Source organism: Alicyclobacillus sp. SO9, from assembly GCF_016406125.1.
Taxonomy (GTDB): domain Bacteria; phylum Bacillota; class Bacilli; order Alicyclobacillales; family Alicyclobacillaceae; genus SO9.
The window spans coordinates 142,910-165,230 of the sequence record NZ_CP066339.1 but is presented as its reverse complement, the minus strand read 5'-3'; the positions used below and the strand labels follow the sequence as shown (position 1 = coordinate 165,230).

Sequence of the window (22,321 nt, the reverse complement as noted above, 5' to 3'; positions counted from 1 at the left end):
AGCCTGCGGTAACGCAATTGATCTGTTCAACATTTCCGGATACTATATACATAGATAAACGATGTATATAGAAAGGGTGAAATGATGCGTAACGAACGTATACGCGGATACATGGACGGAATTCTGCTGTCAATCCTGTCTACTGGAGACTCCTACGGCTACGAGATTGCTCAAAGAGTAAACCACCGGACGGAAGGTTCACTGAGCCTTAAAGAGGGTTCGCTGTACCCAGCGCTAAAACGACTTGAAGCCGAAGGATGGATTGAAGGCTACTGGGGAACCGACAAGGAGAACGGGCCTCGGCGTCGGTATTACAAGTTGAACGAGATCGGAAAAGAACAATTGACAAAGATTCGCAGCGAGTGGACAGCAGAACAGCGCGTGTTATCGAGGTTTCTGGGGAAGGTGGAATTCGAATGAATGAATTCGATAGTTACTTTTCAAAGATATTCAAAGGTACATATCTTTCGAAACGTGAACGCCGGAACTGGAAAGAAGAAATGCAGGGACACTTGGAAGAGGCAGTGCAATCAGGGATAAAAAGAGAACTGAATCAGGAAGAAGCAAGCAAGTCAGCTTTGGCGTCATTTGGAACCGTAAAGGAAGTTCGCCGGCACATTGTTCGCCAAACCTATGGCATTTCACCAAATTGGTTCTTGGCTTCCTCAGCACTATTCTTGACGATTTTTATGATATCTATGTTCGTCCAAATGCGTGCCCAGGATATTATTCCCGCAACGATGAAGCATTTGCCGACACCCAACTGGGTACTCCTATGGAATACCAATCCCTTCCTGTCACATCTCCAGGCATGGCTTGGATTTGCGGTGGCTTTTTTTATGCTGATTTACACAAGGAAACGAACCGACCGCATAGCTCTATTCCTGTCGCTGGCTCCTTTTTACATCATCTGGTTCATCGTGAGAATCGCTCACCAGTTTTCATTGGATGCTGTGATCTTTGCTGAGTATCCCATATTCCAGCCGCTTGGGGGCCCGGAATTGGCAGGATACCTGCTGCTATTAGTTCTCTCCCTTGCAAGTTACGCGTGGACTGGAAACCGCAAAGTGGGTCTTGCACCTTGGATTCTCTCTATTGCATTGACCATTTGGCCAATGTTACGTGACACAGTGCAGACGGCTCTTTGGCACATCACCAACAATCCAATATTCTGGGGACATAGATACCCTGATTCGTATTATCTTTGGTGGTCCATTTTAACGATTTTAGTTCGCATCATTATACTCGGCTTGTTTTTGTACGGATGCAGAAAAATTGATGCAGTTCGTCTAAACAAGGTACACACTGCGTAAATTAAGTTCCACACGGCTTAAGTCAAATTCCACACTGCGTAAATTAAGTTCCAAACTGCGTAAATCTGCTTAAATATGGTAGTCAACAGACAGCCAGTTCAGTTTTAAGCGGCAGAGTCCTGAATTGCACCCCAAGCAGCATGTACAATGATACATGCTGCTTTTCCTTGTTCTGACGTACACCCGTCGTAAGCAGCGCAAGTCCGTTGCGGTACTTGCATGTCGTTATACGGATAGAAAACCGGCGGCCGAATCGATAGCTTTCGATTCACACCGCCGGTTATCACTATCTCTCTTCACAGAACGGAGCGGATGCGCTCAGAGTCTCATCGTTTGCCAAGCCATCGCCAGTGCCCGGCGATGAAACACTCTTACGTCTTTAACAAGTATGATTAAAAGTGGTCCGTAATGGTCTTTGGCTGGACGAAGTTCAGCAGATAGTCAGGGCCGCCTGCTTTGGCGTCGGTGCCGGACATGTTGAATCCGCCGAAGGGCTGGATGCCAACCAATGAACCTGTGCACTTGCGGTTGAAGTACAGGTTGCCGCACATCATGAAGCGGCGTGCGTATTCCAGACGACTGCGAATCTTGGAGAACACAGCACCCGTCAATCCATACTCTGTATCGTTGAAGACCCGAATCCCTTCCTCGAAGTCCTTCACCTTGACCACTGCGAGGACAGGCCCAAAAATCTCTTCCTGCATAATACGGGCTTTGTTGCTGTCGCAGACAAAAACTGTGGGATCTACATAGTAGCCTTCAGAGTCGTCCGAGTTGCCGCCCACCAGCAGTTTCGCTTCCTTTTTGCCAATTTCAATGTAGCCCGTAATCTTTTTGAACGCCTTGTCGTCAATTACAGGACCCATGAAGTGGTTTTCGGCTGCAGGGCCAGTCTTGATGGCCTTTACTTTTTCTACAACTTTGTCCATCACTTCGTCGAACACAGCTTCATGGATAATTGCGCGCGATCCCGCTGAACACTTCTGCCCCTGGAACGCAAACGCAGAGTCCACGATGCCTTGGGCTGCCGCTTCGGTATCAGCAGTTTCGTCGACCACAATACCGTCCTTGCCGCCCATCTCCGCGACAACCCGCTTGATGTAGCGCTGGCCCTCGCTGGTTTTGTGTGCGTGCTCGTCAATGTGAAGACCTGTCGCCTTCGATCCCGTAAATGACACAAACCGAGTATCATTATTGCCGGTCATGTAGTCGCCGATTTCAGCGGGATCGCCAGGGACAAAGTTGATAACACCCTCAGGCAGCTGAATTTCCTTCATGATTTCAATAAACTTGGCCGCCATCACAGAAGACTGAGGCGCCGGTTTCAACAACACAGTGTTCCCAGTCACCACCGCAGACATGGTGGTTCCAGTCAGAATAGCCAACGGGAAGTTCCAGGGCGGAATGACCACGCCGACACCCAGCGGAAGGTAAATCATGCTGTTGTCTTCACCTGGGTAATACTGCAGGGGTTTACCTTTGCCAAGTTCCATAGCCTGGCGCGCATAGTATTCCAAAAAGTCGATGGCTTCGTTGACGTCCCCGTCAGCTTCCGCCCAGTTCTTTCCGGATTCATACACCTGCCATGCCATCAATTCCATTTTCCGGCGGCGCATCACAGCCGCTGCCTTAATCAGGTACAGAGCACGCTCTCCGAAAGAAACTTGGCTCCAACTCTCGAACGCTTTATTCGCTGCCGTAAAGGCATCGTCAATGACACTCTTGTTGGCCTGACTGAGATAGCCAATGACTTCTGTCTTCTTTGCCGGATTTACAGACTCCTGTTTGGTGTCCGTTTCGACATCACGGCCGCCTACCCATAAAGGATAGGATTTTCCAAACTCAGACTTCACCTTGTCGAGTGCTTGAAGCAGCTTGTTTTTGTTCTCCTCAACACTGTAGTCAATAACAGGTTCATTTGAATACGGCTGAAGTGTCATGTAAAATCCTCCCCTATGTATAATTGGTTTTTATCTTGCCTCGCCTGCTGATTACTACGCAAGTATTGTGCCACTTACTCAGATCTGTGTGATTTTCTCAACAGTATGCCTTCTCATCAGCATACCTTCTCATCAGTGTGCCATTTACTCTGAGCGAATTTGAAATCGCTGTATATAATTGTAGAGTGTTCCGCGAGAAATACCCAGAAGCTTTGCGGCAGCCGTTTTGTTCCCATAGGTCCGGTGCAGAGCCTGAAGAATATCCTCCCTTGTCACGTGCCTGCCTTGAAGTGAAAAAAACTGTCCTCCTGCTGCAGGATTTCGAAAAGCACCCAATGGCACGTCTGTTGCCGCCGGCTGTTCTGCAGTGTTACTTTGGCTGTCCCAAGTCCCTAATCCTTGCCAAGCAGAATCCTGACGCAATTCATGGGGCAAGTGATGGACATGGACATGACCCTCCTCTGAGAGAATCACGAGTCGCTGGATAGTATTGCGCAGCTGTCGCACATTTCCCGGCCAATCGTAGCGCATTAATGTAATGGTGACTTCGGGATTGAGCTCCGGAATCGGCCGGTTGAACTTGAGCGAGAACTCCTGCAGATACCTCTGTGTGAGAAGCGGTATGTCCTCTAACCGTTCCCGCAACGGCGGGACACCAATTTGCACCACATTCAAACGGTAAAACAAGTCTCTGCGAAACTCGTTCTTTTCAATCAGATGCTGTAATTCCTGGTTTGTGGCAGCAAGCACTCTGACATTCGCTTCTACAGGAGTGTCTGAACCCACCGGATAGTATGTGCCCTCTTCAAGAACACGCAGGAGTTTCACCTGCAAGTCTAGGGGCAATTCACCGATTTCATCGAGGAACAACGTTCCTCCCCGCGCCAGTTCAAGTTTACCTTGCCGTCCCTTTCTGTCCGCCCCGGTAAAAGCTCCCGGATTGTACCCAAAGAGTTCGCTTTCGAATAAGTGTTTTGGAATCGCTCCACAATTGATCGCGATAAAACGCCCGTCAGCACGACTGCTCATCTTGTGGATAGCATGAGCGAACAGCTCTTTCCCAACACCTGACTCACCCGTAATCAGCACCGTGGCGTCTGTGCCAGCCGCTCTTGACGCCGTGTGCACGGCTTCTCTCAGAACCGGACTGTGTCCCCACACTGCCGCCCACGGATTTGGGTTGTTTTGCTGATTGTCGCTTTCGCTTCTCGGTATCGCCCTCAAGCTGTTTGTCTGCATCAGTTCCTGACCTAGGCGCACGATGGACGTCACATCCTGCTCCACAGAAACCGCTCCCACGGTCTGTCCCGAAACAACCAACGGAGATGTATTAATGAGCACATGCACACCAGGGCGAGGTTCATGGTATGCATGTTCAATCGCGACACCATCCTGCAGAACACGCTCAACCATGAGAGATTTCCAGGAGAAATCGAGAATCGACTTTCCCACAATGTCGTCTGCAGGAATCCCGTACAACTGTTCTGCAGCATCGTTCCAGTGGCGAACGATTCCATCACTATCCACAATAGTTACAGCTTCATAGACCGTATTCAATAACACCGGGAGCAAAATTTGATTCCAATCAGGAGTCTGTGACAAACCTGGCCCTCCTCGGGAAGCCTTTCTCTCATGGTAGCAGATGTGTAGACCCCGTCAATATTTGTACAAATATGTTCATATATTAAACACATTCGCAGACAGATATGTTTAAGCATTTGAATGTGTAGCGGTCGTTTACCATCCTCTGATGTTCATCGCATGTATGCAGCACATGTTCAGCAGGGATTCAACACGTGTTCAAGATGGATTCAACACGGATTCAGTTGCGATTTAACACGTGTTCAGCAGGGATTCAACATGGACTCAACATGGACTCAGTTTCGATTCAACACGTGTTCTCATACACTGCTTTTTCCAATGACTGTTTGGCACGTATTTTGCATTGTAGCAATTACAGGATTATGAGGAGCATGCTAAGAAACAGCATTTATCTATTGAATTTGTCTAGTCTTACAAGCATGTGAATTTCTCTGTCTTATAAGCAAGGCTTAAGGTGTGCAGTCTCATTGGCTAAACCAAGGTCTGTCAACAACGGTACCGAAGATCAGAGGAGGTCGAGAACAGTGGAACAAGCCTTGAGAAACATGTTGCTGTTCATGGCAAAAAACCGAACGGCCAATAATTTGGCAAAAAAATATGGATTACGCTTTGGTGCTCATCGCTTTGTGGCTGGAATGAGCATTCCGGACGCCATGTCTTTTACAAAGTCACTCAACAAGGATGGATTGGCTGTCACACTCGATCATCTGGGCGAATCCGTCTTCACCAAAGAAGAAGCCGCAGAGTCCACGAATTACTGTCTGAGAACCCTTGATACCATTAAGGACGAAGGGGTCAATTCCCGCCTGTCCGTAAAACTCACGCAACTTGGCCTCGATATTGATAAAGAGTTTTGCTTGGACAACGTCAGGCAAATTGCTGCAAAAGCTCACTCATACAACAACTTTGTACGCATTGACATGGAAGACTACGATCATAACGAAGTAACACTCGACATCTTCAACAAAGTTCACGCAGAATTCCCCGAGAGTATTGGTCTTGTTATACAATCCTACCTCTACAAAAGCGAAGCTGACGTAAAGACACTGGGGCAACACGGAGTGAGCTTGCGGATGGTCAAAGGAGCGTACAAGGAACCTGCATCGGTCGCCTTCCCAGAAAAGAAAGATGTTGACGACAACTTGGTCAAACTCATGCAGAATCACTTGTTGAGCGGCTGTTTCACGGCCATGGCGACACATGACGAAGCCATTATCGAAACCATGAAACAGTTTATCGCTCAACACAGTATTCCTAAGGAACAGTACGAATTTCAAATGCTCTATGGCATTCGAACCCAGCTGCAACTCCAACTCGTCCAGCAAGGTTACCCAGTTCGCGTCTACGTTCCATTTGGAAACGACTGGTATGCATACTTCATGCGTCGCTTGGCAGAGCGGCCCGCAAATGTAGGTTTTGTTCTGCGTTCCATGGTGAATTCCTAGGCGCTGCACGCAACTGACCTGACCAAAAACTGGATTGCAGTGCCGTTCAGCCCCAGGGCCGGAGAAGTGAACCGGTAAGCGGCTTCGCTGGCCAGAGCGGCTGCCCGGCCGGAGCGGTGAGCCGGTAAGCGGCTTCGCTGGTCGGAGCGGCTGCCCGGCCGGAGCGGTGAGCCGGTTAGTGCCTCGAAAGATCCCTATTCAGCAAAGGGCGATGGAATTGTGATCCCAACGATCACTATCGTCACCGCTCCCGATTCATTAAGGATCGAAAGGATCACTAATGTGGAGAGCGTCCAGGAGGGCGTAGGGAATAGGGATCAACGGGATCCCTATTGTGGAGGCCCTGCTAGCCATAGTGATCGATTCGATCACTATGGCTTAGCGCTCATCACGATAGGGAGCGAAAGGATCACTAACAAACGGTCATTGGGAGCGCACGCGCCCGGACTGAACGCCTGCATCCGTAGTGCCACCTTGACAGGCACCCGTTTTATCCCAATATTAGGATTTAGATGCATATGAGGTCTGTAAAAGGGATTGTTCCGCTGATTTTCTTCATTCGATCCCGTTCATGACACTGGCTTCGCTGGCCAGAGCCGCTGCCCGGCCGAAGCGAACGCGCCCGGACTGGGAGCCTGCATCCGTAGCCCGTCAGCGCCGTCCTCATTGTGGATGTGAGGTGCTGGCTGCAACTCAACCAGCACCAAATCGGACAAGATAAGCCGTCTTCGGCTTATCTTCCGATTAATCCCCACCGCATCTCCAACTTATTCTTCCTCTTTCACTTCCTCTTTCACTTCCTCTTTCACTTCCTCTTGTCTCTCTGCAATCCGCTGCTCGGCGGCCTGGCGCCGAAGAAACCTACTTAAACCCTGCTAGCATGGCGTGTGCAGCTTCCTCAAGCATTGCGCGATCGTCTGGATGCGCCACATCAATCAACGCTCGCGCCCGTGCCTCGAGTGTACTGCCGTGAAGGCTGGCCACACCGTACTCGGTCGCCACGTACTGGACGTGGTTGCGTGTGGTGGTTACACCTGCTCCAGCGTGCAGGGTCGGCACGATTCGAGATTGGCCCGAATGTGTGCGAGAAGGAAGCGCTATGATGGACTTCCCTTCAGGCGCCAGACTGGCTCCGCGCACAAAGTCCATTTGCCCGCCTACGCCGGATACGACTTGGGTACCGATGGACTCGGCTACGACCTGTCCGGTTAAATCAACTTCGATGGCTGAGTTGATGGACATCATCCGCGGATTGCGGCGAATGACGGCTGTGTTGTTGGTGTAATCAACCGATCGGAGTGATACCATGGGATTATCGTCAATAAAGTCGTATAATGCAGCCGATCCCATTGCAAATGTGAAAACAATTTGATCTTTATCCGTTTCCTTGTAGCGCCCTGTAATGACACCTCGCTCTGCGAGCATCCGGACGCCGTCAGATATCATCTCACTATGGATGCCCAAGTCCTTGTGGTTGACAAGTTCGCGCAGGACCGCGTCAGGAATCTTCCCGATACCGAGCTGAAGTGTCGCCCTGTCCGGAACGAGATCGGCCACATATTTTCCGATGGCTTCTGTGACCTCGTCTCCGGTGCCGCTGGAGATCACAGACAACGGCTCATCATGGCGAACACCGTAGGTAATGGCACTCTCCGGGAGCAACGCATCGCCCAGAGCTCGGGGAACATGACGATTGACTTGCGCAATCACAAGGTCTGCTTCACGCACAGCAGTCAACATCGCTTCCATAGTGGGGCCAAGGCTGACATAGCCATGCCTGTCAGGAGGACTTACGTTTAGGAATGCCACGTTGGGGCGGCATACCTGCTGCTCCAGGAACCAAGGCACCTCGGATAGAAATATCGGTGCATATGAGGCACGGCCCTCGTTTACCGCAGCACGTAAGTTGGCACCAACGAATAATGAAATGTCCCGGACATGCCCTTTTAGCTCCGGTACAACCCAAGGCGTCTCGCCTTCAAGATGAAGATGATACAGGATGGCGTCTTCAAGTGAATAACACCTGTCCGCGAAACCGTTTAACAAATAATGCGGCGTTGAAGCCATTCCTTGTGTGTAAACTCTCATGCCTGACTGAATATGTGACATTGCTTGTTCCAACGTGACCATTTCCATAATAGATTCCTCCCAGACGGTTACTCAACGCGAATGGTGCAGGACTTGATGCCATCTGCATTCTAACGCTGTTCGAATGAAACTGAAAGCGTTTATACTAGATACGACACCTGGATGCAGCACTTTCAGAATTTATTTGGCAAAAGTTCAGAGAGTCAGTGTATTCGCGCTTTTGTTTCTTATCATAACAGGAGGTAAGTCGTGAGTTCATCTGATGCCGCAGCTAATTCACAGAAACAAGAGGGAATTCTGCTTCCTCTTAAAACTTCCAGGCCGTTTACACAGCTCTGGCTTGGTCAGACGTTATCCATGGTTGGGGATAACATCTTGTTCGTTGTGGTACCCATTGTGATTTACAGTATGAGCGGATCGCCTCTGTCCATGGGATTGTTTATGACGGTTGTCACCATCCCCCAGATTGTACTGTTACCGTTTACAGGCATCTTGGTCGATCGCTTTTCACGCATCCACCTGATGATTCTAACCGACAGCATCCGCTTTTTGCTGTTGGCAGCCTTAACGGTTTTCTATGTGGAATTTGGCATTAACATGCCAGTTCTATATACAGTGGGTGTCATTTACGGAGCCATGGACGCATTGTTCCAGCCAGCTTTCTCCGCTGCTCGAGCGGAAGTCTTTACACCGGATATTCGAAACGCCGCAAACTCGCTTACGCAGGCCAGTCAAACTGGCGCCAGACTGCTTGGGCCGACAATCGGCGGGTTTGTAATGAGTTTTGGGTCCCCGGCATGGGGCCTGGGCATTGATGCTGCCACTTTCCTCATTTCCATTGGCAGCCTGCTGACTCTAAAGCTGGAAACGCCTAAAACGGAAAGTCATTTGCACGGTTTAAGAAGGTTTACAACGGAGATGTTGGGCGGATACAGAGCCTTGCGAAAACATGCCTGGCTCTGGATTACGATTCTGGTTTTCTCCCTTGTAAACGTTGCATTCGGCGGAATCATTCTTGTCCTTCTGCCGTGGCTCATTAAGGTGCATTTGCACATGCCAGCCTATGCCTACGGTTTGGTTACATCCGGGGAGGGTATAGGGGCCCTGCTCGCTGCCTGGGTCTTTGGCAGAAAAAAGTCCTGGCATCACCGCGGGCTGGTTGCCTATACAGGCGCCATTATTTCCGCAGCCTCCTTAACCAGTTTGGCGTTCATACACTGGCTCCCCGTCATCATTTTGGTGTCCGGCTTTAGTGGGGCAGGCATTATGGTCTTTGGTTTGGTATGGGAGGTGAGTTTACAAGAACTTGTACCGACAGAATCCTTTGGCAGGGTTGTAAGTCTGGATATGTTTGGGTCCATCAGCCTCATGCCCGTAGGGTACGTGGCCCTTGGCTGGATAGCCGGGGTTGCCGGTGGAACGATGACGATTACAGGCTGCGGGCTTGCCATGTTTGCAATTCTGGCTGCAGCACTGGCAGTGCCGGCGATTCGAAGATTTCAGTAGACACTTATATTCAGGAGGGATATTCCTTTGACACTTCAGGACAAAATGCACAACTATGCCGAGCTCATTGTAAAATTTGGAGTTAACGTACAGAAAGGTCAAGACCTTGTTGTCAGCAGTTCAATTGAGACTGCTGAGCTTGTCCGGGAAGTAGTCAAGCAAGCTTACAATGTCGGGGCAAAACATGTTCATGTGTACTGGAATGATGAAGAGACTCGTTTGATTGAACTGCTCAATGCTCCAGAAGAAGCCTTGCAGGATGTACAGCAATGGATACCGGACAGCCTGGCAAAACTTGCTGACGAAAAGGCTGCCTTTCTGTTCCTCAATTCCACCAGTCCCTTTTTGTATGAAGATGTGAGCGCGGAACGGATGACACTCTACCGGCAGTCACGTGCCATCTCAAATCAAGAATTCCAGGAGAAATACATGGCACGTCAATGGTGTATCATTGCAGCCCCTTCACCAAAGTGGGCAGCCGTAGTGTTCCCTGACATGCCGGTTGACCAAGCTGTAGACAAGCTTTGGGAGCGTATTTTCTACGCCGTTCGTCTGGAACAGGAAAATCCGGTTGACGCTTGGAAGGAGCATTTGCAAACCCTTCGGGACAAAGTGGAGTTTTTAAACAAAAAACACTACCGTCGTCTGCATTACACTGGCCCCGGCACAGATCTTACAGTGGATCTCCCGAAGAAACACTTGTGGGCGAGCGCAGATAAAGTCACCGAAGAGGGAGTCTACTGTTGCGTGAACATGCCTACGGAAGAAGTCTTCACGACTCCATCCAAGTTTGGGGTAAGCGGCAAAGTCAGAAACACCAAACCGCTCAACTACGGCGGCAACATCATTGACGGATTCACTTTGACTCTGAAAGAGGGGAGAATTGTAGATTATTCCGCAGACCAGGGCGAAGAACTCCTAAAGGGATTGATTGATACTGACGAAGGCGCCCATTATCTAGGGGAAATTGCGCTTGTGCCTCACCGCTCTCCCATTTCTGACCTAAATGTACTGTTTTACAATACACTGTTTGATGAAAACGCATCCTGTCACATTGCGATTGGCAGAGGTCTACCTATGTGTATCGAAGGCGGATTCGATATGACTCCTGAAGAAATGGAAGCAAATGAAGCAAACATCAGCATGACACATGTGGACTTCATGATTGGCTCTGCAGAATTGAGCATAGATGGTGAACTTGAAGACGGAACACTTGAGCCTTTGTTCCGCAACGGGAACTGGGCACACTGAGTTTTCAGCAGTGTGTCACGTTCTAAAAACACACATTGGGCAGCCCGTTGCGAAATGCAATGAGGCTGCTCGCTTTGTGTTTGGGCGGCTGAAACAGCCATACTTTTACAGTAGCACCTTTACAATAACATCTTTACGGTCACACCTTTACACTAACACCTTTACACTAACACCGTCAGTCGTTTTTTAGCAGAGCTTCCTTTCTGGACTTGGGCAGTTGTTTGATTTCATACTCCCGCTGCATCGCTTCAGTCTGAGTTTCGTAGCACTCCTGGCGTACAAGTGTGACAGGTCTCCGAGGCTTTGTGTATTTGGCACCTTTGCCGTCATTATGCTGTTTGACCCGTCTTTGCACATCGGTCGTATAGCCTGTGTATAAGGAATCATCTGCACAGCGAAGCACGTAGACGTAGAACACGTACTCATTCCTCTCTGCTGTGTGATTGCGTTTAACCCTGTGTTGCACAGTCAAGTGTTGTTCAGTCAAATGTTGTCGGGTTAAGTGTTGTCCGAAGTATTGTACAGTTAATAGGGAAGCTTTAAGTTTGCTGAAATCGGATAGTGATCGGACGGAAATCGACCGAGAAACGCTCGGCTGTCTACCTGTGCATTCACAGCTTCAATATCTGACGTTGTGAAAATGTAGTCCAGCTGCTCCGTGCTTTGACCACCTCGAAATCCATGGAAGGTCCCGGTCTCCATTCCCTGTGCGGCAAGCACGTCCATCAGTTCGGCTGAGACCCCGTCAATGGCTGTCTGCCCTCTCCAGAAGCGAATCACCGTGTTCTCTGGCACAACGTTAAAATCCCCCATTAGCACCAGAGGCAGACAGCGATGGCCCGTCAACTCACGCATTTTCATCCAAATGAGCTTAGAACCCTGTTCGCGGGCTTGTTGACTAACGTTATCGAGATGGGTGTTGAAGACGACAAACTCACACGAGGGCGACTCGCGGGCCTGAAATACGGCCCAGGTGCAGATTCTCCGATAAGCCGAACCCCAGCTTTTACTAGGGATATCCGGCGTCTCCGACAGCCAAAACTGTCCGGTCTGCAACAGTCGAATTTCATTTTTATCGTAAAAAATAGCACAGTGCTCGCCGCCGTCACCATCACGGCCCTTACCCGTGTACTCGTAATTCGGCAGCCGTCCTTCTAAGTCCTGTAGCATTTTCGGCAACCCTTCCTGAGTCGCAAGAATAACAGGAGCGTGCGCACCAATGACGCTCGCGGCACTGTCCACACGCTTTGACCAACGGTTCCCTCCATCCATCAAGTTATGGACACGTAAGTTAAGGGTCATCACAGGCAATTCAAGTCCTACGTTCCCATCACTGATAGCCACTGCGATCGCCCCTATATCCGTCCTATATCCGTCCTATATCCGTCCTATATCCGTCCTGTACTCGCAAGTCATCATAGTCGCCACTAGTCGCCACGAGGTACCTCATGCCGTTGTGACACATTTGCCATCTGCGTTTCGTCTAGTATATGATAAAGGAATTCATTGAAACAAAATGGAAGGGTACACTGAACTAAAATAGTGCTTGGGGTTTGTGCCTCAGAACATCTGCACTTTTACACAATCAGGATTTTTTAAGCTTATTTTAAAGGCAATTGGATAAGTTTAACATGCTTTTGTAACGCTGCGCCTACGAGGCTTTCCGCTGCGTTTGTTCTTCGAATTGGTGGATGTGCGCAGCAACGACATGACAGAGATCCTCAAGGTCACTTGTGAGAGGTTGGAACCAAATGAATAACAGCGCTGAAGAACGGACGTTACCTCGAGTTAAAGTGAGTGTAATTGTCCCTCTTTTTAACGTCGAAGAGTTTATTGAAACAACGCTTAACGGCCTCCTTCACCAAACCCTTCAAGAAGTAGAATTTTTGCTAATCGATGACGGGTCGACGGATGCTACGTACGATATCGCGCTGAAGTATGCAGAAACCCACCCGAGACTAAAAGTCATTCGACAGGAAAACAACGGGCCCGCTGCTGCGAGAAATCGAGGTTTGAAGCTAGCCCGAGGACAGTTTATTTGTTTTGTCGACTCAGATGATATTCTTGTGGAAGACGCATTAGAAAACATGTACAACGCTGCACTCGAACACGATGCGCAAATTGTAACAGGTACGACCTTACGCTTCAACGACAAGCGGACTTGGAGCATTCCCACATATGTTCGATACAGTGTACAAAAGCCCGGTTTAAAGCATATTGATACAAACCCAGAACTGTTTTACGCTCTGGGACCCTGCGCGAAACTATATAAGAAAGAACTCGTGGAGAACTTATATTTTCCTGAACATATTCGCCTAGGGGAGGATCAGCCCTTTACATTATTTGCATATACACACGCTGAGCGTATTTATACAGTGGACGAAACAGTCTATTACTATCGCTTCCGCGAAGGGCAAACGAAATCACTGACACAGCGAGCGTTAGCAGAACCTCAGCGAGTGTTCGACGATTTGTTTAACATGATGCTGGCTGCAAGAGACATTCTCCACTCCAATGCCAATCTGTTTGGCTACTATATCCGCCGCGTGATGCAAACGGATGTATTGCCTCGGTTTCGTGCGGCTTTGCGATCAAATGACAGCGACGTACAAAAGGCTGCCTTACATGCTATTATCGGACGGGTTCAAGCATTAAATAGAAAAGATTTTTCAAAAGCCCCATTTTTTCATACCTATATGATTTTGGGAACTATTTATTTGAGCAGGTACCTGAAATCCGAAAACTACGGATTGGCTTGGAAACTGATACGTACTACATTTGCAAACATGCAAATCGGAAATTACGGCTGTTTTGTACAGACTGTTTGGCCGCCCGCGAAGAACCGCGTTAAGCGCATCATGAACAAGTTGAAGACTCGAATTGAAAATGCGGTACTGAGAAAGCTTGTATTCCCAGTCAGCAAACGTTTCTTACCGTTACGAAGACACAAGGTGATTTTTGCTTCAAACCGAAATACACGCTTGGAAGGCAACTTAGACATCATTTACCATCAAGTCACAGAGCACTACTCGGCCTGGACACCGCTGGTCTACACAAAAGAACAAAGGTCCTTTAGGGAAAAGTTTAAGCAGTACTATCACTTGGCCACTGCCAAACTGATTGTCCTTGATGATTATTACTATCAGCTTTACGGGCTCCATCCGAGACCCGACAGCGACGTCGTCCAGACTTGGCACGGGTGTGGTGCATTTAAGAAATTTGGACTTAGTGCAAGCGGATCTGCCGATTCAAACTCACCGGAGTTTGAGCGCCGGGCACACAGTTCGTACACAAAGGTCATAACCAGTTCTTCTTCGGTTGTCCCGCATTATGCAGAGGCTTTTGGAATCGATGAGCGAAAGGTAATGCCTTTGGGTGTGGCGAAGACGGACAGGCTGCTCAACGAAGATGCCGTGGAAAAGGCTAAGGCTGAGTTTTTTACCGAATATCCCAACTTGCTGGGCAAAAAAATCATTCTCTATGCACCAACCTTTCGAGGCAAGCCAGCGCAACGCAGAGGCTACAAGATTCAACTGAATCTGGAAGAAATGCGTGACAGACTGGGGGATGACTTTGCTGTCATTCTCAAATTGCATCCGATGGTGCAACAATCCATGTCTGCGTTCTACGATTTAGGGGATTTTGTAGTTGATTTGTCCAGTGTTTCTGATATTACCGACTTGCTCATGGTGGCAGACGTCCTGGTTACGGATTATTCGTCGCTGGTCTTTGACTACAGTCTCTTGAAAAGGCCCATCGTATTTTATGCCTACGATCTCGATGAATACCTGTCAGAACGCGGCTTTTACTACGATTATCGGGACTTTGTACCTGGCCCGATTTCGACAACGACAACAGAGCTGGTGGATGACATCCTACAGGAGAGGTACTCCGTGGAACGGGTACAACAGTTCGCTCAGTACTTCTTCGAGCATCAGGATGGAAAATCGACGGAACGCTTCTTGGAATACTTTTTGGGGCCAATGCCGAACCAGGCGAAACTCGTAGAGGAAGCCGAAAAGCCGTATGTTTTGGCAAAAACAAATTAAACGCGAAACGATGCAAATGAATGTATAACCGTTCTGGAGTGTACCTCTGGTGTACGACTAGACAGTAGCTCTGGGCAGCACAAAGGCTGAGCCGCACCTGTGTGTGACGACTCAGCCTTCTTCATGGCGAACGAGAACAGCACATATTGATGACTTCGTCCTGTTAGTAGAGACCCCTTTAAATGTTCCATTCCATCACGGTTTTTCCCCAGTCCGTTGTCAAATCCAATTCAAAAGCATCCAGAATGTCACGCATTGTGTGAATCGTATTCACCGAACCAATCAGTGTTTGCAGATAGTCAATAACGGCTTCGTTTTGCTGCAAAAACTCCAAGGTTTCGATAAAATCGACACGGCCGCTGCGGCTGCTTCCTACCACAGACAACCCTTTCTCAAGAATCATCCGTGTATTGATCTCAACGGGGTATTCAGACACACCCAAAATTGAAATGGTACCTTCAGGGTTGATGAAATCGATAATCTGATTAATGGCGCTTTGGCTGCCGATACCGCCTGCGCATTCGACAGCGTGATCGATGCGTAAGCTGTCTGGAATTTGGTCAATGAGATAGGTTTCATCGGCAAAGGAAAAGCGGCTGAGTTTATGGCCCGTTTTTCCAAAGACAAAGACCTTGCTGCCCGGATAGCGCTTTTTTAACAGCAATGCCGAGATGTATCCAAGATTTCCGTCTCCCCAGACTCCAAAGGTGTCTTTCCTGACATGAGACTTCTGCTCAAAACGGCGGAGCGCATGCATGCTCACACTAATAAGCTCGAGAAACGAAGCCACATTGTCATTTAACTCGTCAAACAAGGGTACAATCCGGTGTTTTGGCAAAAACACATAGTCTTGCATGAACCCGTCAAATCCGCTGGAGCGGAAGCGGCTTGTGCGAAGGTAGTTTTCAGCAATGACACCGTCTTCAGCTACCGGTGTATTGGGAATCATGACTACTCTGGTGCCTGCAGCAAATTCTCCGCCGGGGTCATAAGCGACTGTACCAATGGCTTCGTGAATCAAGGACATGGGCAGCTTTCTCGAAAGCACTTCCTGCCCCCTCGATCCCGTATAATAACGCTGATCTGCCGCACAGATGGAAAGGTGCGTCGGGCGCACAGCCACATTCCCAGAATGCAAAGATTCGTCTCTATAAGAGACTTCAAATTGACGCGGCGAAACCAACCTGTAGATTTGATTAATCATGCTGAACCTTCTTTTCATCAAACAAGGCTTCGGCAATCTTCAAATCGTGAGGCGTCGTAATTTTAATATTAAAGTACTCACCTCGTACAATTCGTACCTTTGAACCGCTGATAGAAAAGATTTTACAGGCATCTGTCAGTAGCGCCTTTTGTTCTAGACTAAGGGCTTGATAATGCTCTACGAGTTTTTTGACGTTAAAGCTTTGAGGCGTTTGCCCTTGGAACATCTTCTGGCGAACCGGAACCGTTTCAATGAAGTTCTGACTCTCATCTGATTCAATAATGGTATCTACGGCAGCAACCGCTGTATCGACTGCACCGTATTTCAAGACGGCATCAATGTTTTCTTCCAAAATACGATGCGTTACAAATGGACGTACCGAATCATGCGTAATAATCACGTCTTCGTCGTCAAGGCCAAACTCAGACTCTATATATCGAATTCCGCTCATGATAGACTCGTTGCGGTCTTGGCCGCCCTCAACAACAACCAGGCGGGAGTCCTCTCCTATCCACTTTGCGAGAATATCCTTTGTGTGATGGATCCACTCTCTCGGTGAAACCACAAGAATCTTGTCCAAACGGTTGTTCAACAGAAACTTTTCAACGGTATGCACTACAATGGGCTTTCCTTGCAGAGTAAGAAACTGTTTCGGCATGTTAATGTTGCCCATGCGCGTTCCTTTACCCCCTGCAAGAACTTCCGCATAAATCACAGCACAACCTCCTCAAGTTTGTTGCTGCTTATTTTGTTGCTTCTTATCCATCAGTTGTCTCTCACAGCTAAATAGACGATATCTATTTTACAGGAATCTCACCCGTTCGTCTGCGTGTAACTTCTTCCCTGTACTTCTTCTTGTCCTCTGCGGACATGGCCCGGTATTCCTTCAGAAATTCCTCATACTCCGGTATGACTCTGTCCAGTTGACCGAAGTCCTTTACTTCCCCGTATTCGAGCCACATCGCTTGGTCGCAAAAGTCCTTAACTTGAGCCATGGAATGGCTGATGAAAAAAATCGTTTTGCCTTGTCCCTTGAACAGATTCATTCTATTAATGCACTTGTCAGCAAATGTCTGGTCACCTACAGACAGTGCCTCGTCGATGATGAGTACGTCGGGATCGACATTGACAGAAACAGCGAAACCAAGCCTGGATCTCATACCGCTGGAGTATTTTTTCACGGGCTGATCAATGAACTTGCCCAGTTCCGAGAACTCAATAATTTCCGGCTCAAGCTGCTTGATTTCCTTTTTGTTAAAGCCGAGCATGAGACACTTCAGCTCAATATTCTCGCGGCCGGTCAGTTCCAAGTTGAGTCCAGCCGCAATCGCAATCAAAGCGGACTCCCCATTGACTTCAACGCGACCCGTTGTCGGAGGAATCACCCCGCCAATAATATTGGAAAGGGTTGATTTGCCGGACCCGTTGACCCCGACAACACCAATGACGTCTCCTGGGTCAGCTGTAAAGCTGATATTGCGCAGCGCGTAAAAGTCTTCTCCGTAACCCTTTGGCAAAATCACGTCCAACAGTTTCTCCGAAGTCTTTTCATGCATCTTATATCTTTTTGTGACATTTTCAACGACTACTGAATGCCCCATGAACATCCCATCCAGTTCTTTTTAAAATAGCAGACAAGGACTGCAGAATCTCATTAAATGTAGTCCACAAACCTGTTTTTGAAACGGTTGTGAATAAAGGAACCAAATATCAGCATCGCGAGGGTGACACACCAGAAATACAAGCTGTACATTGGGTGCCAAGTAATATACCACTTTCCAAGCAGAGAGTAGCGGTAACCCCTGATGATGTATGTGATGGGGTCAATGTCCATCACATGCTGCGCCCAGCTTGAATGTGGATTCCAAAGCAGGGGCGCCATGTAGAGCAGCACCCGCATCAACGACTGCACCATCATTTGTACATCGCGCACGATGGTAGCAAGGGTGGAAGTTATCAGCGTAAAGCCCAACATGAGCATGAGCAGGCTGAACATGAAGTAGGGCAGTTGAATCAACTGTATTGAAGCCTTGTAGGGTGTAAACTGCAGATAGATAAAGATAATCACCGTCAAAGCGAGGTTTTGGTAAAACTTTGACAGAATAACTACAGACGGAATCACACTCATAGGAAACTTCATCCGAGACATAATCCGAATCCGTGTATAGATAGATTTTGAGCCCAACAGTGCAGCTTGATTGATAAAAAACCAAACGATGATTCCAGACAACATCCATTCCAGGAATGGATAGGTTACGCCGTGAATCTTCGGTCCACGGCCGCCGTGAATGCCTAGGCCAAAAATAACAAAGTACACTGCAATTTGAATAGAAGGATTAATGACTTCCCAAGCCATTCCGAGATAATTATTACTGTGTTCGCTTTTCAATTCAAAAATAGACAGCCGTCGTATGAGGTAAAAATACCGAATTTGTTCCCTGAGTACGATAAACAACGATTTCATGCTGTGTTCCTTCCTCGTTACTGACTTGAACTTTGTACTGTTTGTCGCTTCTTTTCTCTTACATCCATCATGAACTCCAACAATCGACGGCTGGAAGAGCCTTTGGAGTAAGTGTTCCACATATCCGAAAAACGCTGTATTTGCGGAGAATCAAAGTCCCATTGAATAATCACATCGATTAGTTCAGAGGTAGTATACACCACCGGACCTGGCACGAGCGATTCATACCCCTCCCATAAACCTCGGGTCTCAAGGTATTCGTCAAGGTCATAAAGATAGAAAATCATTGGGCGGTCAAGAAGTGCGTATTCACAGATAACAGATGAATAATCGGTGATGAGACAATCCGCTATCAACAGCAATTCGTTCATATTCGGGTACGATGAATAGTCGTACACAAAACCGGGATACTGAGTTTCAAAATCTACGGTAGTTTTGACCGCAGGATGAAGCCGAAGCAGTACGATATATTCTTCGCCAAGCGTCCGTCGCATCCTGTCGAAATCTAGATGGAAATGAAACTCGTTCTCTTCTCCGTCACGGTAAGTTGGAGCATAGAGCAAAACACGTTTATATTGCAAAGCAGGATTATCATTTGTCAGTTTCTCTACGATTGTTTCCTTTAATTTCTCATCGTAAAACAAATCGGTGCGCGGAATGCCTGTCCGAAGCATCCGTTCTTCGGGTAAGCCAAAAGCATCCATATGAATCTTTGCCAATGCCTCGGAACCGATGGCAAGCCTCTGAAACTGATTGTAGACCCGACGAAAGCGTCTCTTTGCCCGTTGTGAGCGGTTTATCGTGGTTTTATCATATAACCCCGTTTTCTTGAAACCGCCAACTGCGTGCCACAGTTGCACACACTGAACACCGGGTTTGAACTTGACCGCTCCCAATAAGCCAATGTAGTTGTCGATTACCACAAATTTTGCCGTAGCAAGATGGTACAGTACCAACAGAAACCAAACGGGATTGCCGGATTCAAAAGGAATGACGAGCGGTCTGCGTGTTTTGTCCAAAATCACACTTCCATCCGAACCGCGGTAGCGTCCCGGAGTGGCTCCACGCTTCAGCAAAACTGCCTGAGTGGAGGTATTCATGCGCAGCAGTTCTTCGTAGACAAAACTGCTGTGTCCGCCGATAGTCTCCACCATCGTCAGTTTATCCTGCATCGGAAACCTTTTACAGATTCCGAAGGCAATTCTTATCATAAAAAAATATAACCCTAAAACAAACTCCCTTATCAAATAACGTCACCTTAATGTACTTGAATTTAGTCTACTTTAAACTTAATATACTTTGGATTTAATGTAATTCGAACCTAATGTACTTGAATTTTCACCGACTCAATGTATACATCCTTTGTCGGCATGGATTGTTCATGCGTCTGCGGGTTCATTTTAACTGGAACAGCAGCAATCTTTTGAACCACGCTCATCCCCTGGGTAACCTTGCCGAACTGCGTGTACTTTGGGTCTGAGTTCAAAGTCTCACTTTGAATCCCTGTGCAAATGAAAAACTGGCTGCCGTTGGTATTCGGACCCGAATTGGCCATTGCGACGATTCCCGGTTGATAGGGCTGCTTTGGCGGCAATTCATCTTTGAATTGATAGCCTGGACCGCCGGTGCCGTTGTTGTTTGGATCTCCAGTCTGAATCATAAACGGCTGAATGACGCGAAAGAATTTGTCATTTTTGTAAAAATGGTGTTGCGAAAGAAAGACAAAGTTGTTGACTGTAATTGGACTCTGTTTTGCAAACAACTGAATCGTAAAGGACCCGTAGTTGGTTTTCACAACAGCATCATATTGTTTGCTCTTATTAATCTGCATTTTTGGCGGAGACGACCAGCGCTGAGAGCTGGTTTTATTTGACGTACCACATCCTGCAACCGCCAGCGAAAGCATGACTCCAGCCAATATAACTAATCCTCTTCGCGATTTCACCGTGCCAATCCTCCCTCGAATACCTTCATACAAGCCTAGCATAGCGCAGGTGTCACGGTTATGCCACATAAACTAGGGCTTTGCTAAATGCTGCAAGTTGATACAATACAGTTGTGTCCATGAGTAAAAAAATTCAACATAAGTCATTCTACATGGTGTAGAAACTGGGGGGACGTGTTGTTGGCAAGCAGCAAAGTACAGAACTCACTTGGCCAGAGCAATTTAGAACTATCACCTTGGAATCCACGAAGCTGGTTCCTGTCGAAGCGCTATTGGTGGGTGCCTATTTTTCTGATACATGAACTCGTACTCCTTGCAGCAACCTTTTTCCCATTGATGTCTCATCCCGCAGTACAGCACAGGCAGGGCTATTTTTGGTTTCAATGGGATAGTTTGAACTACATCAATATTGGTCAACTTGGATATACACACCTGCCCGGTATCTTCAAATACAAGGAGGTCGCCTTTTTCCCATTCGTCCCAGTCCTGGTCCGAATCTTCACTCCATGGGGAGTACTTGTCCTTGAACAAGTTGTGTTTATCCTTGTACTGCTCCTGCTAAAGAGTTTCGGTGAACGAATGGGACTCAACCGGGGCCAAGCCGTAGCTGCAGCATGGTTGTTCGCCCTGAACCCAGCTGCCATCTTTTATTCGTCAATCTATGCTGAACCTTGGACACTTTTTACAACCTTGGTTTCTTTGTTTTTTGCAGTCAGAAAACGCTGGCTGGCAGCGGCAATAGTAGCTGCCATGACCTCCTTGACTCAAGGGACTGGGATTCTGGCCGGACTGTTCCCCTTGATGTTCTTTATTTTGTCCATTGCACAGCATGACTATAAAACAGCTCGGGGGTCACTGGTATGGGGCCTTGGAAGTGCCGTTGGACTAGCAGTCTACATGCTTTATCTAGGGAAGACCTACCACAACCCGCTGATGTTTTCCACTGTTCAGACCACCTTGTGGCATGCCCACTGGACTTGGCCATGGCAGCCGTTTTTGCAGGAACTGCATACTGGAGGGTTGGGAAGGCATCACAGACTTCGATTCGCATATGAGGGCATTGCAGCAATCTATGCACTCGGAGCCCTGATGATGTGGACTCTTAAGGGCAGCCATAAGACCGCAAATACATCAACCACAAATACATCAACCACGAGTACATCAACCACGAGTACATCAGAACAAATCGGAGCGAAACTGTATGTCACGGCAGGTTTACTCGTTAGCTTTAGTTTCTATTCAGGAGGTCAGCCGTTCCACAGCACTATCCGCATTGCCTCAATGTTCTTCCCGCTGTACATCGGGCTGGCGAAATACCTGCCAAAATGGGTCATAGTCATCGTTCTACTGGCATTTAGCGCAGTTGTTTACGCTGGTACATCGCTCTTTACATACGGATATTTCTTCCAATAAGTAAATCGGGAAACTGCTTGGAACGGCCCCTTGGGTTGCTATATCTCAGGCTTTCAGCACGCTTCCGATACAGCAGCCCTGTGCCCTGCATGTAAGATGCA

The 22,321-nt window shown here is 48.0% G+C and carries 18 protein-coding genes and 1 pseudogene; 7 read left to right on the top strand and 12 right to left on the bottom strand.

Annotated features, from left to right (window positions below; translation table 11 throughout):
- The first annotated feature begins 81 nt into the window (after window positions 1–81).
- The gene (locus GI364_RS00685; protein WP_233095958.1) at window positions 82–420 is read left to right on the top strand and encodes a PadR family transcriptional regulator; all 339 of its coding nucleotides are present in this window, start codon (window positions 82–84) and stop codon (window positions 418–420) included.
- Window positions 417–1,313 carry a permease prefix domain 1-containing protein gene (locus tag GI364_RS00680; protein WP_198851834.1) on the top strand — a complete coding sequence of 299 codons (897 nt, stop codon included), beginning with the start codon at window positions 417–419 and terminating at the stop codon, window positions 1,311–1,313. The genes GI364_RS00685 and GI364_RS00680 overlap by 4 nt, the downstream gene beginning before the upstream one ends.
- Window positions 1,314–1,417: 104 nt before the next feature.
- Here GI364_RS00680 and GI364_RS00675 read toward each other — a convergent pair whose 3' ends face one another.
- The 3 genes from GI364_RS00675 to GI364_RS00665 all read right to left on the bottom strand — a co-directional run bounded on the left by GI364_RS00675 (window position 1,418) and on the right by GI364_RS00665 (window position 4,855).
- On the bottom strand, window positions 1,418–1,600 hold the full coding sequence (locus GI364_RS00675; protein ID WP_198851833.1) for a hypothetical protein: 183 nt from the start codon (window positions 1,598–1,600) through the stop codon (window positions 1,418–1,420).
- A 105-nt stretch (window positions 1,601–1,705) separates the two neighbouring features.
- Window positions 1,706–3,253: an L-glutamate gamma-semialdehyde dehydrogenase gene (pruA, locus tag GI364_RS00670; RefSeq protein WP_198851832.1), complete on the bottom strand. Its 1,548-nt coding sequence runs from the start codon at window positions 3,251–3,253 to the stop codon at window positions 1,706–1,708.
- A gap of 144 nt (window positions 3,254–3,397) precedes the next feature.
- Window positions 3,398–4,855 (bottom strand): sigma-54 interaction domain-containing protein, encoded by a 1,458-nt coding sequence (locus GI364_RS00665; RefSeq protein WP_198851831.1) that lies wholly within the window; start codon window positions 4,853–4,855, stop codon window positions 3,398–3,400.
- A gap of 524 nt (window positions 4,856–5,379) precedes the next feature.
- Between GI364_RS00665 and GI364_RS00660 the strand changes: the two genes are divergently transcribed.
- Window positions 5,380–6,300 (top strand): proline dehydrogenase family protein, encoded by a 921-nt coding sequence (locus GI364_RS00660; RefSeq protein WP_198851830.1) that lies wholly within the window; start codon window positions 5,380–5,382, stop codon window positions 6,298–6,300.
- Between the two features lie 861 nt (window positions 6,301–7,161).
- Here GI364_RS00660 and GI364_RS00655 read toward each other — a convergent pair.
- Window positions 7,162–8,436, bottom strand: a complete 1,275-nt coding sequence (locus tag GI364_RS00655; RefSeq protein ID WP_198851829.1) for an acetyl-CoA hydrolase/transferase family protein — start codon at window positions 8,434–8,436, stop codon at window positions 7,162–7,164.
- A gap of 201 nt (window positions 8,437–8,637) precedes the next feature.
- On the opposite strand from GI364_RS00655, the gene GI364_RS00650 reads away from it, so the two are divergent.
- Complete coding sequence (locus tag GI364_RS00650; RefSeq protein WP_198851828.1) at window positions 8,638–9,894, top strand: MFS transporter; 1,257 nt, start codon at window positions 8,638–8,640, stop codon at window positions 9,892–9,894.
- Window positions 9,895–9,921: 27 nt separating this feature from the next.
- Window positions 9,922–11,145 (top strand): aminopeptidase, encoded by a 1,224-nt coding sequence (locus GI364_RS00645; RefSeq protein ID WP_233095957.1) that lies wholly within the window; start codon window positions 9,922–9,924, stop codon window positions 11,143–11,145.
- Window positions 11,146–11,320: 175 nt separating this feature from the next.
- Here GI364_RS00645 and GI364_RS00640 read toward each other — a convergent pair whose 3' ends face one another.
- Window positions 11,321–11,563: a GIY-YIG nuclease family protein gene (locus tag GI364_RS00640; protein ID WP_198851827.1), complete on the bottom strand. Its 243-nt coding sequence runs from the start codon at window positions 11,561–11,563 to the stop codon at window positions 11,321–11,323.
- Window positions 11,564–11,670: 107 nt separating this feature from the next.
- Entirely contained in the window at window positions 11,671–12,489 is an 819-nt protein-coding gene (locus tag GI364_RS00635; protein ID WP_198851826.1) for an endonuclease/exonuclease/phosphatase family protein, read from the bottom strand.
- Between the two features lie 407 nt (window positions 12,490–12,896).
- Between GI364_RS00635 and GI364_RS00630 the strand changes: the two genes are divergently transcribed.
- Window positions 12,897–15,194, top strand: coding sequence for a bifunctional glycosyltransferase/CDP-glycerol:glycerophosphate glycerophosphotransferase (locus GI364_RS00630; protein ID WP_198851825.1), 2,298 nt, complete (start codon window positions 12,897–12,899; stop codon window positions 15,192–15,194).
- Window positions 15,195–15,372: 178 nt separating this feature from the next.
- Here the strand turns inward: GI364_RS00630 and GI364_RS00625 are convergent, their stop codons facing one another.
- From GI364_RS00625 to GI364_RS00600, 6 genes and pseudogenes are all read right to left on the bottom strand, one after another.
- Complete coding sequence (locus GI364_RS00625; protein WP_198851824.1) at window positions 15,373–16,398, bottom strand: ribitol-5-phosphate dehydrogenase; 1,026 nt, start codon at window positions 16,396–16,398, stop codon at window positions 15,373–15,375.
- On the bottom strand, window positions 16,391–17,113 hold the full coding sequence (locus GI364_RS00620; protein ID WP_198851823.1) for an IspD/TarI family cytidylyltransferase: 723 nt from the start codon (window positions 17,111–17,113) through the stop codon (window positions 16,391–16,393). The genes GI364_RS00625 and GI364_RS00620 overlap by 8 nt, the downstream gene beginning before the upstream one ends.
- Before the next feature lie 97 nt (window positions 17,114–17,210).
- A pseudogene (gene tagH / locus GI364_RS00615) lies at window positions 17,211–17,999 on the bottom strand (teichoic acids export ABC transporter ATP-binding subunit TagH); the annotation flags it as partial.
- A 53-nt stretch (window positions 18,000–18,052) separates the two neighbouring features.
- Window positions 18,053–18,862: an ABC transporter permease gene (locus GI364_RS00610; protein ID WP_198851821.1), complete on the bottom strand. Its 810-nt coding sequence runs from the start codon at window positions 18,860–18,862 to the stop codon at window positions 18,053–18,055.
- A gap of 17 nt (window positions 18,863–18,879) precedes the next feature.
- Window positions 18,880–20,034: a CDP-glycerol glycerophosphotransferase family protein gene (locus GI364_RS00605; RefSeq protein WP_198851820.1), complete on the bottom strand. Its 1,155-nt coding sequence runs from the start codon at window positions 20,032–20,034 to the stop codon at window positions 18,880–18,882.
- A gap of 149 nt (window positions 20,035–20,183) precedes the next feature.
- On the bottom strand, window positions 20,184–20,807 hold the full coding sequence (locus GI364_RS00600; protein WP_233095956.1) for a peptidylprolyl isomerase: 624 nt from the start codon (window positions 20,805–20,807) through the stop codon (window positions 20,184–20,186).
- A gap of 180 nt (window positions 20,808–20,987) precedes the next feature.
- On the opposite strand from GI364_RS00600, the gene GI364_RS00595 reads away from it, so the two are divergent.
- Window positions 20,988–22,220 carry a mannosyltransferase family protein gene (locus tag GI364_RS00595; RefSeq protein ID WP_198851818.1) on the top strand — a complete coding sequence of 411 codons (1,233 nt, stop codon included), beginning with the start codon at window positions 20,988–20,990 and terminating at the stop codon, window positions 22,218–22,220.
- The last annotated feature ends 101 nt before the right edge of the window (window positions 22,221–22,321 follow it).

Excerpts from the sequence above, each read along its gene's own strand:
- GI364_RS00685 (WP_233095958.1), top strand. The coding sequence starts at position 82 with ATGATGCGTAACGAACGTATACGCGGATACATGGACGGAATTCTGCTG.
- GI364_RS00680 (WP_198851834.1), top strand. The coding sequence starts at position 417 with ATGAATGAATTCGATAGTTACTTTTCAAAGATATTCAAAGGTACATAT.
- pruA (WP_198851832.1), bottom strand. The coding sequence starts at position 3,253 with ATGACACTTCAGCCGTATTCAAATGAACCTGTTATTGACTACAGTGTT.
- GI364_RS00655 (WP_198851829.1), bottom strand. The coding sequence starts at position 8,436 with ATGGAAATGGTCACGTTGGAACAAGCAATGTCACATATTCAGTCAGGC.
- GI364_RS00630 (WP_198851825.1), top strand. The coding sequence starts at position 12,897 with ATGAATAACAGCGCTGAAGAACGGACGTTACCTCGAGTTAAAGTGAGT.
- GI364_RS00625 (WP_198851824.1), bottom strand. The coding sequence starts at position 16,398 with ATGATTAATCAAATCTACAGGTTGGTTTCGCCGCGTCAATTTGAAGTC.
- GI364_RS00610 (WP_198851821.1), bottom strand. The coding sequence starts at position 18,862 with ATGAAATCGTTGTTTATCGTACTCAGGGAACAAATTCGGTATTTTTAC.
- GI364_RS00605 (WP_198851820.1), bottom strand. The coding sequence starts at position 20,034 with ATGCAGGATAAACTGACGATGGTGGAGACTATCGGCGGACACAGCAGT.